The organism is Dactylosporangium sp. NPDC000555 (assembly GCF_040300025.1).
Classification (GTDB): Bacteria; Actinomycetota; Actinomycetes; order Mycobacteriales; family Micromonosporaceae; genus Dactylosporangium.
Map to the genome: position 1 here is coordinate 12,401 of NZ_JBEPDB010000009.1, position 15,526 is coordinate 27,926.

At 72.0% G+C, this 15,526-nt stretch carries 11 protein-coding genes; 5 read left to right on the top strand and 6 right to left on the bottom strand.

The window, feature by feature from the left end:
• The first annotated feature begins 35 nt into the window (after positions 1 to 35).
• The 3 genes from ABT297_RS08320 to lepB are packed head-to-tail and all read left to right on the top strand — an operon-like array spanning position 36 to position 3,226.
• Entirely contained in the window at positions 36 to 1,910 is a 1,875-nt protein-coding gene (locus tag ABT297_RS08320) for a hypothetical protein (RefSeq protein WP_350546181.1), read from the top strand.
• 51 nt (positions 1,911 to 1,961) lie between these two features.
• Positions 1,962 to 2,477, top strand: coding sequence for a SigE family RNA polymerase sigma factor (locus tag ABT297_RS08325; RefSeq protein WP_350546183.1), 516 nt, complete (start codon positions 1,962 to 1,964; stop codon positions 2,475 to 2,477).
• Complete coding sequence (lepB, locus tag ABT297_RS08330) at positions 2,474 to 3,226, top strand: signal peptidase I (protein WP_350546186.1); 753 nt, start codon at positions 2,474 to 2,476, stop codon at positions 3,224 to 3,226. Before ABT297_RS08325 ends, lepB begins: the two co-directional genes overlap by 4 nt.
• 622 nt (positions 3,227 to 3,848) lie before the next feature.
• Here the strand turns inward: lepB and ABT297_RS08335 are convergent.
• The 3 genes from ABT297_RS08335 to ABT297_RS08345 form a co-directional block, all read right to left on the bottom strand.
• Positions 3,849 to 4,703, bottom strand: a complete 855-nt coding sequence (locus tag ABT297_RS08335; protein WP_350546189.1) for a hypothetical protein — start codon at positions 4,701 to 4,703, stop codon at positions 3,849 to 3,851.
• Positions 4,704 to 4,724: 21 nt separating this feature from the next.
• A complete protein-coding gene (locus ABT297_RS08340) occupies positions 4,725 to 5,399 on the bottom strand; it encodes a hypothetical protein (RefSeq protein WP_350546191.1) in 675 nt (224 codons plus the stop codon).
• Between the two features lie 75 nt (positions 5,400 to 5,474).
• Positions 5,475 to 5,705, bottom strand: a complete 231-nt coding sequence (locus tag ABT297_RS08345; protein WP_350546194.1) for a hypothetical protein — start codon at positions 5,703 to 5,705, stop codon at positions 5,475 to 5,477.
• Between the two features lie 175 nt (positions 5,706 to 5,880).
• Here ABT297_RS08345 and ABT297_RS08350 point away from each other — a divergent pair, with 175 nt between their 5' ends.
• Entirely contained in the window at positions 5,881 to 7,281 is a 1,401-nt protein-coding gene (locus ABT297_RS08350; protein WP_350546196.1) for a plasmid pRiA4b ORF-3 family protein, read from the top strand.
• Between the two features lie 68 nt (positions 7,282 to 7,349).
• Here ABT297_RS08350 and ABT297_RS08355 read toward each other — a convergent pair whose 3' ends face one another.
• Positions 7,350 to 8,828, bottom strand: coding sequence for a S8 family peptidase (locus ABT297_RS08355; protein ID WP_350546199.1), 1,479 nt, complete (start codon positions 8,826 to 8,828; stop codon positions 7,350 to 7,352).
• A 402-nt stretch (positions 8,829 to 9,230) separates the two neighbouring features.
• Between ABT297_RS08355 and ABT297_RS08360 the strand changes: the two genes are divergently transcribed.
• Positions 9,231 to 10,307, top strand: coding sequence for a hypothetical protein (locus ABT297_RS08360; RefSeq protein ID WP_350546202.1), 1,077 nt, complete (start codon positions 9,231 to 9,233; stop codon positions 10,305 to 10,307).
• Between the two features lie 18 nt (positions 10,308 to 10,325).
• Here ABT297_RS08360 and ABT297_RS08365 read toward each other — a convergent pair whose 3' ends face one another.
• Positions 10,326 to 11,516: a TIGR02679 domain-containing protein gene (locus ABT297_RS08365; RefSeq protein WP_350546205.1), complete on the bottom strand. Its 1,191-nt coding sequence runs from the start codon at positions 11,514 to 11,516 to the stop codon at positions 10,326 to 10,328.
• Positions 11,494 to 15,525 carry a TIGR02680 family protein gene (locus tag ABT297_RS08370; RefSeq protein ID WP_350546207.1) on the bottom strand — a complete coding sequence of 1,344 codons (4,032 nt, stop codon included), beginning with the start codon at positions 15,523 to 15,525 and terminating at the stop codon, positions 11,494 to 11,496. Before ABT297_RS08370 ends, ABT297_RS08365 begins: the two co-directional genes overlap by 23 nt.
• Between the last annotated feature and the right edge of the window lies 1 nt (position 15,526).

Sequence of the window (15,526 nt, forward strand, 5' to 3'; positions counted from 1 at the left end):
GGAAGGGATCGGCATGGTCGGCGTCGCGGGGCGGCATGAGCGTGGCTGATGCGGCGCCTGCCACCGGCGGTGGCCCGGGGGCTGGACCCGCTGCGGACGACACCCGCGAGGGTGACCTCGCCCTCCTGCGCGCGTACGAGCCGGTGATCCGGTACACAGCCGGCGAACTGTTCCTGCCGACCGCCGTCGACGTCTATGTCGGCCAGGCCGCCCTGTGGCATCGGCGCCCGGGTGAACGGCGTGACGAATGCCTGGCCCAGCCCGGTGAGCTGACGCTGGAGCGTCTGGCCGAGGAGGGGGAGCGGTTCGCCGGAGACGGCTTGTACCTGCGCCTCGTCGACCGCCCGATGCATGGTGCCGAGTACCGGCGATGGCGCAGTGAGGGAGCGCAACGGTCGTTCCGGCCGAGTAGCCGCTTCGCCGCCGTAGGACTGTTCGCGCGGCTCGTCGACGCCGGGCTCCGTCTGTCCCTTCTCTTGCGTGGGACGGTACCCGGCGGCACCCGGGCGGCGGCGCATCGCCTGTACGTCACGCACATGCTGGCGGACGATCATCCGTACTACGCGAGAGTGGTCCGCGACGGCGGATACGTCGCCCTGCAGTACTGGTACTTCTACCCGATGAACGACTGGCGCTCGACGTTTAGCGGGGTCAACGACCACGAGGCCGACTGGGAACAGGTGACGATCTTTCTCGGTGAGACACTCGGCGGCTCATTGCGCCCGGCCTGGGTGGCGTTCTCGTCCCACGACGAGGTCGGCGACGACCTGCGTAGACGCTGGGACGACCCGGACATCGAGTTCGTCGGCACGCATCCAGTGATGTACGCGGGGGCCGGATCGCACGCCGGTGCCTACCTACCCGGTGAGTACGTGACGACGGTCGCCCTGACGTGGCCGAATCGGCTCGTGGCCGCGGTACGGCGGGCAGCACGGACCCTGCTGCCCTGGGCCAGGGACATGCCGGAGACGCCCGCCGGTATCCCATTCATCGACTACCACCGTGGCGACGGCCCGGGCATCGGAGCGGGCGAGGGCCGGGCCTGGCATCCGGTGTTGATCGACGACCGCACTCCCTGGGTTCGCGGCTACCGGGGGCTGTGGGGCCTGGACACACGGGACCATTTCGGCGGCGAGCGGGCACCGGCCGGGCCCCGGTACGAGCGCGATGGGGCGGTCCGGCCGAGCTGGGCGAACCCGGTGGCGTGGGCCGGCCTCGACGGGGAGTACCCGACCGTCGAGCACGGTGCCCTGTTGCGGGAGAGCCGCGCGGGCCGGCTGGAACAACGCCTTGCCGAGATCGCCGAAGAGATCGACGTCCACCGGCAGACGTCGCGGGAGTTGCGCGCCAGCGATCGGGCCAGGGCGGCCTACACGAGCCACGGCGGTGCGGACAAGACCCAACGCCGGGACAAGCCTGGCCACGGCCGGGACGGTAAGGAGACCATCGCGCGGCTGCACACCGAGCAGACCTCGCTCCGCGAGGAACTCGATGCGATCGTCCGCGCGAGAACCCAGCCGCCCATCGAGGCTCCCCACGCCCATCTACGCCGCCGTGCGCTTCCGCTCAGCGCCGACGTCCCACGCCAGCGATTCCTGGCGATATGGTCGGCCGCATCGGTCTCGGTCATGCTGGCCGGAGTCGCGCTCGTCGTGATAAGCCCGCCCATCGGCGTGCTCTGGTCGTTCGCCGCTCTGATCGTGCTCATGCTCGCGATCGAGGCGGCCGCCCGCGGCCGGCTGGCCCGGTTCACGGCAACCATGGCCGCGGCCGGCGCCGCCGTGTTCGCCGTCCTGGGCGTCGTCGAGGTCGTCGTCCGTAACTGGCGGGCCGCAGCGGCAGCCATGCTGATCCTCGCATCGTGCGTTCTGCTCATCGGCAATCTGCGCGCGTGGATGACGACCCGTTGAGGGCCGAGCAACGCGTGCAACGACTCCGGAGCGGATCTCGTTGTGGTAGGTGTGAACCCGTCTGAGGAGCAGGACTTCACGGAGTTCGTGCGGGTCCATGGGGACCGGTTGCTGAGATTCGCGCGTTTGCTCGTGCCGGACGCCGTCGAGGCCGAGGATGTACTGCAGACCGCCCTGCTTCGGCTGACCAAACACTGGTCGAGGCGACTGGAATCGCCGGAGGCATACGTCCGGGCGACGCTCGTGAATCTCGCGAAGGACCGCGGCCGGCGCAGCCATCTCGTCCCTGTCCCCACGCCGGCTGACCCGGACCTGTCGGCTGCCGCGCGCGATCATGCTGAGGCGGTCGCGGCCCGGGCGCACCTCGACCAAATCCTCGGTGCCCTACCCCCGCGGCAACGGGTGACGGTCGTGCTGCGCGTCATCGACGGACTCAGTGAAGCCGAGACGGCGGCCGTCATGAGGTGCTCGCAGGGAACGGTCAAGAGCAACCTCGCACGCGGACTGCTCAAGGTCCGCACCGCCCTGGAATCTTCCCTTGCCTCCGTAGAGAGGACGACGCGATGAACACGATGCTGCCCTCGTCGTACGATCCGGCTGAGGAACTGCGCAGGCTGGCGTCGGCTGCCACGCCGACGGTGCACGCCCGGGCCGACCTCGCGCGCACGGTACTCAACCGCGCTCACCGCCAGCGGCGTGTACGGCGCCTGGGCAAGGTCGCGGCCGCCGTCGGAGGTGGTGTTGCGGTGTTGACCATGGTGGCGGCGGCCACCCTGCTCGGCCGCAGTGATTACTTCACCGTCACCGAACCGAGCGCCGTCATGGATTCCACGATCAACGTGGGGGAACGGGTCATCCTCAACAAAACGTTGTCGCCCGCCCGCGGAGACGTCGTCATCGTGCACCTCGCCCGTGACGGTCTGACCTACGACGCCATGTTTCGGGTCGTCGCTCTCTCCGGTGACACGATCGGGTGCCCGATGGGCCCGGCCGGGCGATGCGAGGGAATCGTCGTCAACGGAACGACCGTGCCCGAGCCGTACCTCGGAGCAACGGTCACCGACCCGTTCCCCACCTCCACGGTGCCGGATCACATGATCTTCCTCCTCGGCGACAACCGCGCCGTCGCATACGACTCCCGGTTCATCGGACCGGTCCGGCTCACCGACGTTGGTGGCGTGGCGGTGCGGATCGAGAACCGCGACGGTCAGGTCCGAGCCGTTCCGGGTGCCCCGGCTCACCCCGGCCCGAGCGATAGGGACAACGTCGATCCCGCCAGACAGGTCCCACCGGCATTCGTTGGGTCGCCGCGGTAGGAAGCTGCCCCATCCAGCGGCATCACAGACAGTGACGACGCATAACTCGGAGAAGCTACGTCGCTGACGAACGATGGGCGCGCGACATCAGGATGCATCGTCGAGAAGCTTTGCGGCCGCCACCGGATCCATGAGATTCGACCATGCCTGTTCGGCCGGGTCGAGCGGCCGTTCGGGCAGAGAGTATTCGGGGAACCATCCGTCGAGGTCGCAGCCAGGGACCAGGTCCAGGACGGCGATGGCTATGGCGGGTGGTACCGATCCGATGATGCGGACCGCGACGTAGGTTTCGTGGCCGTGGTTGGCGCGGAGCTGGATGCCGAGGGCTGCACCGCCGATAGCTGCAGTGTGCTCGTGCCCATAGCGGCCACCGGCCGCCGGTCACCCGCAGCAGGAACTCGCGCCACGGCTGGCGGCCGGACACCCCGGCCGAGCACTGCGGTGCTGGCGACCAGATCCCGGATCTCGTCGTCGCGCGAGCGGCCACCAGTGGTCACCGGGACGTCAGCCGTGGTCCTCGCCGCCGGCATCACCGGTCAACGTGAAGTACTGGATCAGCTCAGCCCGGTGGGAGCCACGCGCGAAAGGGCCCGCCGGGGGCGGGCCCTTTATCGATGTGCGCTCACACGCCGAGCAGGCGGTCCAGGAAGTCCCGGTAGCCGCGCACGGCCGCGCGGAGGCGCTCGGTGTCGTCGCCCGGGCCGCTCTGCCAGTCGGCGAGCTGCCGGCGCTGGGCCTGCAGCGAGCCGGTCAGCGTGTCGACGGCCTCGCCGATGAGCCGGTCGGCCTCGCCGGCGACCGCGCGGGGGTCGTCGATGAAGCGCAGCTGCAGTGCGCTCCAGCGCTCCTTGAGCCCGTCCACCGCCCCGTCGGCCCACAGCACCCCGACCGCGGCCACGTCCACCGCGCCCGGCAGCGACTCGCTGCGGGCCTGCTCCTCGGCCACCGGCGCGTCCCGGACTGCCGGGTCTGTCCCGTCCGCGACGGTGTCGTCGCGCCCGGCGTGCCGGTGCTCGTCCTCGGCCGCCTCCGCGTCGGCGATATCGGACTCGGCCCACTCGTCGTCCTCCTCGGACGCCCGGGCGTCGGCATCGCGCACCTCATTCCCACGCCCCGCATCCGCGGAGACGTCGTCCGTGGCCTCGGCGCGGGCGTCGGTGTCGAACGGCCGGTCGGTCCGGGCGTCGTCGAGGCGGTCCGCGGTCTCGGCCCGTTCCCGCCCCGCCGGCGCCTCGTCGCGGTCGACCAGGGTGGCGTCCTCGCGGTCGGCGGCGTCGGCCGGGCCGGAGGTGTACGTGCCGGCGGGGTAGCGCCCGGCCGCCCCGCCGTCGTCCGGGTCCGCGTGGGGGGCGTGCGCGGTGCCGACGGCCGCGTCCTGGTCCGGATCGTACTGGTCCCGGTCGTAGTCCTCGTCGTGGGCGTCGGTGCGCGGGCCGGGGAGGAGGCCGGTGTCGTGGTACTGCTCCTGCTGCGTCATCGCGGTGTCCCTTCTCCGGCCCTACGCCCGGCTGCTGGTGTCGTGGGGCGCGCCGGCCTGGGCGCGCCGCGCTTGCACGTTGCGGGCGCGCTGCGCGGGCGAGGTCGCCGCTGTGTCGTCGCGGGCGACGTCGTGCGGCGCCGCGGTGCCGTGCGCGGCCGGGGCGGGGTCGGTGCCGAGCAGGTCGGCGAAGAGCGCGCGGTAGTGCACCACGGCCTGGCGCAGCTGCTCCGTGGTGGCCTCGCCGCGGTCCGAGAGCTGGGAGAGCTCGTGGGCGTCGCGGTAGTGGCCGAGCGTGCGGGCGTGCTCGACCGACAGGTGGGCGAGGTGCTCCTCGTAGTCGCCTGTGGGGTAGCCCCGCTCGGCGATCACCCGGGTCACCAGCGTGTCGGCGTCGCGAACGGCGCCCACCGGGTCGTCCAGGAAGCGGGCCTGGATCTCCTGCCAGCTGCTGGTGTACGCGGCCCGCGCCTCGGGGTCGAGGTCGTGGATCCGGAGCTCGGCGTGGCGCCGTTCGCGATCGCGCAGTTCGCGCTCGGCGGCGAGGCGGCTGTCCCCCTCGGCCACGGCCCGGTCGTACTCGGGGCCGAACCGGTGTTGCAGGGCCTGCCGCCGAGTGACGAACCAGATGCCGTAGCCGAGCGCGGCGATCACGACCAGAACAATGATCGTGATCAGTACTTGGGTGGCTGTCATGGCGGTCCTCCTTCAATGGAGGTATTCCGCGAGACGCCACTCCTCAAACGGACCCGGTCGATGATCGGGCCTCAGTCACGTGCCGACCAGGTGGTTGAGGAAGTCGCGGTACCCGTGCGCGGCCGCCCGCAGCTGCTCGGTGTCGTCGCGGCCCGAGACCCGCCGGTTGCTGAGCTGGCCCTTGCGCGCGTTCAGCGAGGCGGTCACCCCGGCGAGGGCGTCGTCGACGAGCCGCTCGGCCTCCCCGGCCGCGGTCTGCGGGTCGTCCACGAAGCGCAGCTGCAGCTCCTGCCAGCGGGTGCGCACCTCGTAGGCGTGCGCCTCGCTGGTTCGTCTTCGGGGAGGCTGTGCGGGAAGTGTGCTAGGCGGCCGGGGCCCCGGGTACAGCTCGATGTGAGCTTTGATACAGACTGGGCGGATGAGCCCTGTCAGTCGTGGCCGCAAGGGCCGGCAGAGACGGAACGCCGGGCGAGGATCGGCGGTGCTGCGCGTCGTCGGCGAGCCGGTCTCGTGTGACTGTCCGGCCTGTTCGGACCCCGACTTCGATCCGGATCAGGCCTTCGGGGCGCTGGCCGACGCCACGTCGGGGCTGGCGGCCGTCGATGACCCGATGGACGCCGAAATCGGTGCGGCGACGCTGCTGGCGATCTGTTCCGCGAACGGCGCCGAGGGAGCCGTGGCGGATCTGGTCTCGCACTTCGAGAGCCGGTCAACCGCGGGAACGCTCGCGATGCTGCTGGCCATCGGGTCGGTCGCGCCGGGCGATGTCGGCGCCGCGGCGCGCTCGGCGGCGGAGAGGCTGGCGCGGGCCGGTGTCGCGAAACCGGCATGGGCGGACGAGATCGCCGAACCGGTCGCCGTCGAGAATTGTCGTCGCGTTTTCGACCTGCAGGGTACCGCTTCCATGCTGGTCTGCTCGTTCCGGCGGGCGGAGCGCGGGCACATGCTCGTGGTGTCCGTCGACCACGCCGACTGCGACGCCGCCGTGGACATCATGCTCGGGGACGCGGCGGACCTTCCTGAGGTACTGCGGGAGATGCGGGCGTCAGGCAGGGAGAACGGCCTGGACATCAGGACCGAGTCGATGGAGCCGGCGGAGCTGCGCTGGTGGATCGAGAACGCCCTCGATGCCCGGGCCGTCCATGACGCCGAAGGCGTCGACGACGACTCGGCGGAGCTGTTCGGTGCGGAGGGACCGGGGTATGCGGTGCTCGCGACGCTGGTCCGTGCGCGAGTGGCCGCGCTGCCCGAGTCCGGCAGGCCTCCGGCGCCGCACGGCGGTTCCGCGGCGGCTCCCGCGTTGGGGCCCAAGCGGACGAAGCCGGCTGGACTGGCCCCGATCTACCAGGTCAAGGTCGGGCTGAAGGGCGCGACGCCGCCGATCTGGCGGCGCCTCGAAGTGCCGGCGGACGTCAGCCTGGCGCGACTGCACGACATCATCCAGGCGGCGTTCGGCTGGAACGACAGTCACATGCACGTGTTCGAGACGCCGGCCGGGGACTTCGGTGTCGCGGATCGTGAGCTGGGCTACCGTTCGGACAAGTCGGTCACTCTCGAGCAGGTAGCTCCGGCGGTCAAGAGCAAGATCCGCTACGTCTACGACTTCGGGGACAACTGGCAGCACGAACTGCTGGTCGAGAAGGTTCTCGACCGTGATCCGGCGGTGCGGTATCCGAGGTGCACCGGAGGACGGCGAGCCGCGCCACCCGACGACTGCGGCGGCATCTGGGGCTATCTCGACCTGATCGAAGCGCTCAAGGACCCGGATCATCCGGAGCACCGCGACAGCATGGCTTGGGTGGGTATCGACGACATCGCCGACTTCACCCCTGAAGGGTTCGACGCCAACGCGGTCAACGCGGCGCTGTCCGGCCTCGCCTGACCGGCAGAGGCGGCCGGTGGGGGTCGCCGGCTTCGTGGGCCGGCGCCCCCACTGTGGTGCTGCCGCTGCTATCTCACGACGTTGTACGCGTTGATTTCACCGGCACCGTAGAAGCCGTTGCGGTTCCCGCCCGAGCATGTCGCCTCGTAGCCCGGCAGGAGCGGAACGGGGTTGTACACGCCGCTGGGGCAGGGCAGCGCGTCGGCGGTGCGCTCCAGGAAGGATGCCAGGGCCCCGGGCTGCATGTTGGGGTGGGCGGAGAGCGCCAGTGCGGCGACGCCGGCCGCGTGCGGCCCGGCCATCGACGTGCCCTGCTTGTAGCCCCAGCCGTTGGTCTTCGTCGCCGTGTTGAAGGTGGTCGACAGGACGGCGTCGGTCGGCGTCGACGAGGCGCCGAGGGTCCGGAAGCGGGCGTCGCCACCGGGTGCCGTGACGTTCACGACCCCCTGGCCGTATGACGAGTAGTAGCTCTTCGACCGGGTCGGACCGACCGCCGACACGGTCACCACGCCGGGCGCCTCGGCCGGCAGGTCGATGCAGGCGCCGGTGATCGTGCGATCCTCGACCGGGAAGCTGCCGTCGTTCGGGCTGCCACTGTCGATGAACTTGTGCTGCAGGTCGACGTTGGAGTTTCCCGCGGAGGCGACGTTGAGCACGCCCTTGTTCTGCGAGTACCGGATCGCGCGCTGGACGGCCATCCAGACCGGTCGCTGCCGCACGTCGTTACGGCAGTTGAACTCCCACGGATCGATGTAGTAGCTGTTATTGGTGATCCGCATGCCGTGGTCGGCGGCCCAGACGAAGCCGCACACCGCGGCCTCCGGGTAGATGAACCCGTCGTCGTTGACCACCTTGACGGAGGCGACCTTCACCCCCGGGGCCACGCCGGCGACGCCGATCCCGTTGATGGCGGCGGCGATCGTGCCGGCGACGTGTGTGCCGTGGTCGGATGTGGTCGGGTTCCAGGCGGCCTCGGAGGTGTTGACCACGCCACCGACGCAGGACGCGCTCTTGTCCTTCGCGATCTGCGTGGCGAGGTCGGGGTGAGTGCTGGAGATACCGCTGTCGAGGACCCCGACGACCACGTTCGGGCTGCCGGTGGTCACCTTGTGCGCCCTTGGAACATCGATCTGCGCCATGTCCCACTGCTGGCCGAAGAGCGGCTCGCCGGTCGGGTCGCCGGTGGCCTGCGGCGCGGAGGGGTCGGCGACCTCCACGGTCGCGCTGTCCTCGAGCGCGGTGCCGAGGCCCGCGGTGGACGCGACGGCGTCCACGCCCGAACCCGATACCGCGGTCGCGAACGCCGGGTTGGTCGATCGGGCCACGAGCACGCCGATCTGGCTGTAGTTCGCGACGACCGTGCCACCGGCGGCGGCGATCCGGTCTGCCGCTCGGGCCGTTGACTGACCGTTTGGTGCGAGCACGATGTACGTGCTGTCCGGTCCTGCCGCCAGCGCCTGCGTCGGTAACGCTGCGGCGGCCAGGACCCCGGCACCGACGGCAGCGGCGGATGCGGCTGCCAGTGCCTTGCGACGAGATAGTCTCACGGTGAACCTTTCCGTTGGACTGTCCGATCGACGTCGCGCTGTAACACAACGTCCGTGAACGAGCGCGGCAGGGCGGGCGTGCGTTACACCAGAGCGCTGAGCAGCAGCGGGAGCGGGCGACAAGCCTTGCGCACCCGCGCCGGTTTGAGGCAGGCTCTTTGGGAGCGCAGCTGGCGCTCGGCCCAACCGTGGACCGGGAACGTATCTGCGAAACGGACGGTCTAGCGCGACATCCACATGGACACTGGCACCCAAGATCTGACCGGGTTGGTCGATCGGCTTCGTCGCGATCGCCGCACGGATCCGTACCGTGGTCGGCGTGAATATTCGCAGGCGGCCCGCGATCTGGCCGACCGGTGCGCGGCGCTGATCGACGCCGGCGCCGCGGCGACGGTGGTCCCTGTGCTGCGCAAGGCGGTCGACCGGATGACGACCGCGCTGATGTACATGGACGACTCGTCCGGTGTCGTCGGCGACGACCTGCAGCAGATCATGGAGCTGTACGCGCAGGCCTGCATCGCCGCACCCCAGAACCCGAGGCGGCTCGCCGGCTGGCTCGTGAAACTCGAGTGCGACGGCCCGGGCTGGCCACGGATCGTGCTGCGCGACTTCGCCCCGGCGCTCGGTGCGCCCGGGCTGGCGGAGGTCGAGCGGCTGGTCGCCGACCGGGCCGCGACGGCGGATCCCGAGTCATGGACCGGACTGTTCGCGATCCGGGATCTGCGCGAGCAGTTGGCCGAGGTGTCCGGCGACATCGACCGGCACGTCCAGGTGCTGGCCGAGCATCTGACCAGCGCGGTGCAGTACGCGCGGATCGTCGACACGCTGTGCGCGGCCGGCCGGACGGTGGAGGCGATCGCCTGGGCGCGGCGCGGGCTGGCGGAAAAGTCCGGCTGGCCGCATGCCGACCAGCTCCTTGACACGCTGGTGGCGTTGCTGCTCGAACAGGGCGACAGTGAGGCCGCGCTGGCGGTACGGCGGGCGGAGTTCGAGCGGCGCCCGACGCTCGAGACCTTCCGGGCGTGGGAGAGCACCGCGGTACAGGCCGGTGCCGCCGACCCGACATCGGCGGCGATCGAGCGGCTACGGCAGCGCGTCGCCGAGCAGCCGCTCTACGTGTCCGAACTGGTCGACGTCCTGACGGCGGTCGGTGCCCACGGCGAAGCCTGGACGATCGGCCGGGCGAACGCCGACCGGCTCGGCCGGCAGCGCTGGCTCGGCTTGCTCGAGCGGCGGAGCGCGACCGAACCGGCCGACGTGATCGAGCCGTACCAGGACGTCATCGAGGAGCAGGTCCGCGACAGCGGCGACCGGCATCGGTACCGTGGGGCGCTGCCGCTGCTCTCGGCCTTGCGGGCGGCCTGCCGGGCGGCCGGGCAGGAGGATCGGTTCGCCGCCTACCTGGCCGATTTCCGCGAACGACACCGCCGCCGGCCGACCCTGATCAAGACACTCGACGGCGCCGGATTCCGCGCGTAGTCCCAGGGAGCGGAGCAGCTAACTTGACGACAAGTCCTGCAGCAGCAGCGGGAGGATCCGCTCTTCCATGACGGCGCGGCCGGAGCGGATCATCATGTCGGCGAGCGTCGGCTCCCACGGCGTCGCGGTCGAGGTGCCGGCGAGCGCGACGCCGCTCGCCGCGTGGGCCGCGTACGTGGCAGCGTCCATGCGCCACGGCACGGCCGTCGGGTAGCGGGCGAGCGCGGCGCCGGTGATCCGCACTCCCGTCCAGTCGAAGTCGTTGCGCCATCGGATCGCCGTGTCCGGTCCGGCGGCTCTGAGCAGCGCGTGAACGGCGGTGGACGGCACGCCTTCGGTGCAGATCAGCGGCCGTGATGTGGCGGCGACCGCCGCCCGCAGTACCGCCGGATTCTCGCAGACGAAGACCTCCGTGCACGTCAGCGTGATCGGGGTGAGCCGCAGTTGGTGCAGTGTCACCCGCACCGGGACCCGCGCGGCGGCCGCCTCGGTCAGCCACGAGCCGAGCAGCCCGCCGCTGGCCGGGACGTTGAGCACCAGAACCTGGCTGGCGAGGTCGTCGGGGACGACGCCGGCCAGATCCCAAAGTGCCCGTTCTTCCTCGGCGCCGGCCGGCATGGGCACCTGGTGCCAGGACGCCAGGGCGCGAAGCGTCAGGCCGCGCAGGGGACCATCAGCGAGCGCCTTGGTGTCGCCCAGCAGCCGCTCGGCGAACGCGGGCATCGGCTCCTCGGCGGCGGGCAGGGCGTCGAGGACGGTGACGACCGCCCGGAGGTCGATGCCGCCGCGGGCGATCCGGGTGAGGGTGCCGTCGCGCCGCATCCCTTCGACCCATTCCTCGTACCAGGGTGACGCGGCGTGACGGCTGCCGGCCGCCACGCTCAGCAGCGCGTCGCGCTCGACGCCGGCGCGCCTGCGCTCACCGGGGCGGTCGCGCAGCGGGCCGAGGACCGCGACGAGCCCGGCGCCGTGGGCGGCCCGCAGGTGTGCGTCGAGGTCGGCCAGGCGCACGGTGAGCCGGGCCACGCCGGTCGGGCGGTACACCCCGGTGATGCCGATGACGACCAGCCGCTCGTCGTCGGTGGGTGCGGCGATCGACACGTTGCCGTCGAGGCTGCCGCCGGTGCGCTCCAGGCTGCGGCGTGCCGCGTCGAGGAGACGCCGCCAGGCCGGCGTGGTCAGCGGATCAGGTGGTGATGGCGGGTGCATGCCGGGTCTCCGGCGAGCCGAGCGCCCGCGCCAGGGTGCCGTCGAAGTCGGCGACATTCATCGCGCCGTCCCACACCAGCAGCACCGCGGAGACCGTGTGGTCGACCGCGGAGTGAGACAGGTCGTAGTGCGCGGCACCGGTCACCGCCGGATGGGTGGCCCACAGGTCGTAGCCGGTCATGAACAGATCCAGGTCGAACTGCTTCGCGAGCGACATCAGCTCGCCGCGGCCGTTGTCGTCGACACCGGCGAACGCCTCGTCGAGGCCGAGCAGCCGCGGCGCGTCGGGCCGGGCCGAGCCGAATAGCGCGTTCGCGGCCGCGAACAGCGGCAGGTGCAGCGACACGGACTGCTCGCCGCCGGAAAGCTGGCTGTGCCGGGCGCGGGTCAGCGGTTCCGTCGTACCGCCGGGCCGGTGCAGGGTGAATGCGAACTCCCGCCATTGGCGATAGTCGAGGACCTCGGCCAGCAACTCCCGGTAGGGCTTCTCCGGTGCGGTGGACCGGGCGGCCTTGATTCGGCCGGCGAAGTGTCGCCGCATCGAGGTCAGCTGCGCGGGGCCGAGCCGCGCCGGATCCCGTTCCAGCAGCTTGCAGATCTCGCGTTGCTCGGTGTCGAGGTCGTCGGAGAGCCGCCAGCCGACCCCGACCGTGAGCCCGGAGGACATGCGCCGGGCCCGCATCTGCGTGTCCATCGCGCTGACCAGGTCTCGCGCCTCGATCGTGCGCCGGTGAATCTGCCCTGCGAGCTGGCCGAGCAGCGCGTCTTCGAAGACCCGCTGCTCGGCGTCGGTGAGCAGCTGCTCCTGGTCACGGCGGTCCGCCGAGATCCGTTCCGCGAATCGGGCGACCGGCGTCAGCCCCTGCTCGTCGGCGACGCGCACGACGATGACGCCGTCGTCGGTGTCCCACTCCGGTCGATGGTCGAGCCCGGCGGCCGGCAGCTGTGCCTGCAGCTCGCCGAGCGCCGTGGTGAGGCGCGTCGCGCTCTGCTTCAGGGAGGTCTCGGTCGGGGTCAGCTCCCGGGTGGCGGCCAGCACCGCCTCGTGCAGGGCGACGACGGCCGGGTCGAGCTCGTCGCCGGCGGTATCGACGGCCGGCCACTGGTGGTGGGTCGGGCAGCGGATCAGCCCCAAGAGGTCGGGCCGGGCATACGGCCGCAGCCGCAGCGCGTCCTGTCGCGCCTCCCGCAGCGCGGTGGCGACGGCCTGCTGGCCGAGCTCGACCCTGGCCTGCGCGGCGGAGCGCTGCTGGACCGTCTCGGTGTACGCCTCGCGGGCCGCGACCAGGGCCTCCTCGGCGGTGGCGATGTCCTCGCCGGCCTTGGCGACCTCGGCCAGGATCTGCTGCGCCTCCGCGCCGATGGCGTTGCGCAGGGTACGCAGCTCTTCGTCCTTCTCCCCGTGCCGGCGGGTGGCTGTGGTGGCCGCGGCCCGCGCGACCGCGAGCCGATCGACCGCTTCCTCGTGTCGCTCGCCGGCCTCGGCTGCCCGGTCGGCGGCGGTGGCCGCGGCCTGGTGCGCGCCCTCGAGGCGCAGCCCGGCCCGCTCGAACCGGGTGACTGCCTCGGCGACGGCCTCGAGCTGCGCGACGGGCAGGGAACGCTCGGCGACGGCCCGGTGCAGCGCCACCGCGGCCGAGGCCCGGACGGCGACCGCGGCGTCGAGGCGCCCGGCCGCGTCGACGGCCGCTTCCCGGCGGACCGCGAGCGCGGCGGCCGTCCGATCGTGGTCGCGCTGGGCGGCCTGCAGCCGATCGAGGGTCGGCAGGGCCTTGCCGGCGCGGTCCGCCTGGTCGATGACGTCGAGCAGCTCGGCGCGTGCCCCGTCGAGCCGGGTCAGGTCGGATTCGAGGGCACGCAGCCGGCGGTCGCAGTCGGCGAGCCGTGCGGCGCGGCGCGTGGCCCGTGCGGTGGCCCCGATGTACTCGCACCTGCCCTTGCTCAGGCGGCCGGCGCCGTGCGCCTGTGCCCACCGGCCCGTCGTGTCGACGCCCGATCGGGTGGACAGGTCGCCGAGCGTGACCGATGCCAGCACCGCGTCGATCCGGGCCGCGGCCACGTGCTCCTGGGTCTCGGCGACGAGCACGTCGGCCAGGCTGGGGCCATCGACCGGTTGGCCGGCGCTCAGGTAGGTGTCCTCCACGCCGGCGTCGAGCGCTTCGGTGGTGTTGTCGGCGGACGGGTACAACCAGGCGTCGAGGAGACCCGCGGCGTGCAGCGCCGCCTCGATGCCGGCCGCGTCGGCCTCGGACACGTCATCCGTGAAGCGGACCAGGCGCCACAGCGGCGCGCCGGGACGGCCGTCGCGGCGCGCGGGGCGGGTCGTCGACGGCGGCGGGGCATCATCCTGCTCGGCGGCGATCCGCGCGCGTTCGGCGGTGACATCGGCATGCTCGGACTCGACCGCGGCGCGCTCGACGGCCAGTGCGGCAAGGGTGTCCCGGCGGCCGGCGAGCGTGGCCGTCACGGCCTCGGCGTAGACGTCCTTGAGCGGCACCCGAGCGGCGGCGTCGATGAGCGCACCCGGCAGGTCCGGCACGCCGAGCTGGGCGAGTAGCGCGGTCCACTGCGCAGCCCATGTGTGCAGGTCGTCGATCAGCGCGGTGTGTGCGGTCGCCACCGCGTCGGCGGCCTGCGACTCGGCGAGCGCGGCGTCGTCCGACGCCGCCCGAGCGGCGCGGTCGGCCTCGGCGGCGCGCTCGTGGTCGCGGTCGGCCTGGGCGAGCCGGGTCACGTGCTCGCGTACGGTGCGCAGGTCGTCGCGGCGGGCGGTCGACCGGGCGGCGAGTCGGGCCGGCAGCCCGTCGGCGTCGGCGGCGCCCTCGCCCCAGTCGATGCCGGCGAGGTGAGCGTCGGTGGCGACCTCGTCAGCCAGCCGGCTCACCAGCGCCCGGCCGTCATGAGCCGCGACGGCCGCCCGTTCCCGTTCGCCGCGCCGGCGCTGCTCGGTGGCCTCCTCGACGCGCACGGCCGCCTCGGCGTCACGCGCCGCGCCGGCGAGGTCGTCGACGTGCCGCTCAAGGTCGGCGAGCTGTTCGTGGGAGCGGTACGCGGCCGAGCTCTTCAATCGGTCGAGGTGTGCGCGCAACCGGCCGGGCTCCGTCTCGGCGGTCTGGAGTTGCTGCAGCGCGGTCCGTGCCGCTTCCCCGGCCGCCTCGGAGGTCGCCTCGGCCCGGGCCAGTTCCTCGGTACGGCGGTCGGCGTCGGCGCGTCGCGTGGTCAGCGCGTCCGCGGCGGCGCGGGCGTGGGTGCGCAGGTAGGTGGCGTACACGCCGAGGAACGCGGACGTGGCGGCGTCCGCCGCGACCAGGCCCTCCAGCGTGCGGGCCACCGATTCCATGTCGTCGAACGACCGGGCGGCCTCGGTGAGCAGATGATCCTCGACGGGCCGGAGGCCGCGCTGGAGCGTGCGGGACAGCTCCGCCGGGTTGAGGTCCTTCGCCAGCTGCGGCTTGCGCAAGGTCAGCACCAGGTCGAGCAGCTGCTCGTAGCGGGCCGAACCGAGACCGAACAGCCTCGCGTCGACCAGCTGGCGGTACTCCTCCGTCGAGTCCCGGACCGCGTCGGCGCCGAGTTGCTCGATGAGCTCCTTGCGGGACACCGGCCGGTCTTCGACGTCCAGCAGCGACAGGTCGACGCCGATCCGTCCGTCGGCGACGAAGTGCCACCGGGTGACTCGATCGTTGTGCCGGTGCGCGCGAAGGCCGATGCCGATCGTCACGAACGAGGCCCCGTCGCCGAACTCCATCCAGACGTACCCGTGCGCGGTCTCCTGTCCGCGGTACAGCAGGTTCGACTTCATCGTGCGGTCCTCGCCGGCGAACGGGTTGAGTCGGCGCGGCTCGATCCGACCGTCGAGCACGAACGGGAACAGCACCTCGAGGGCCTTGGTCTTGCCGGACCCGTTCGGACCGCGCAGCACGAGCCAGCCGTCGACGAAGATGAACTCCTCGTCGCGGTAGTCCCACAGGTTGATGATCCCGGCGCGGGTCGGAGTGAATCGGGTCATT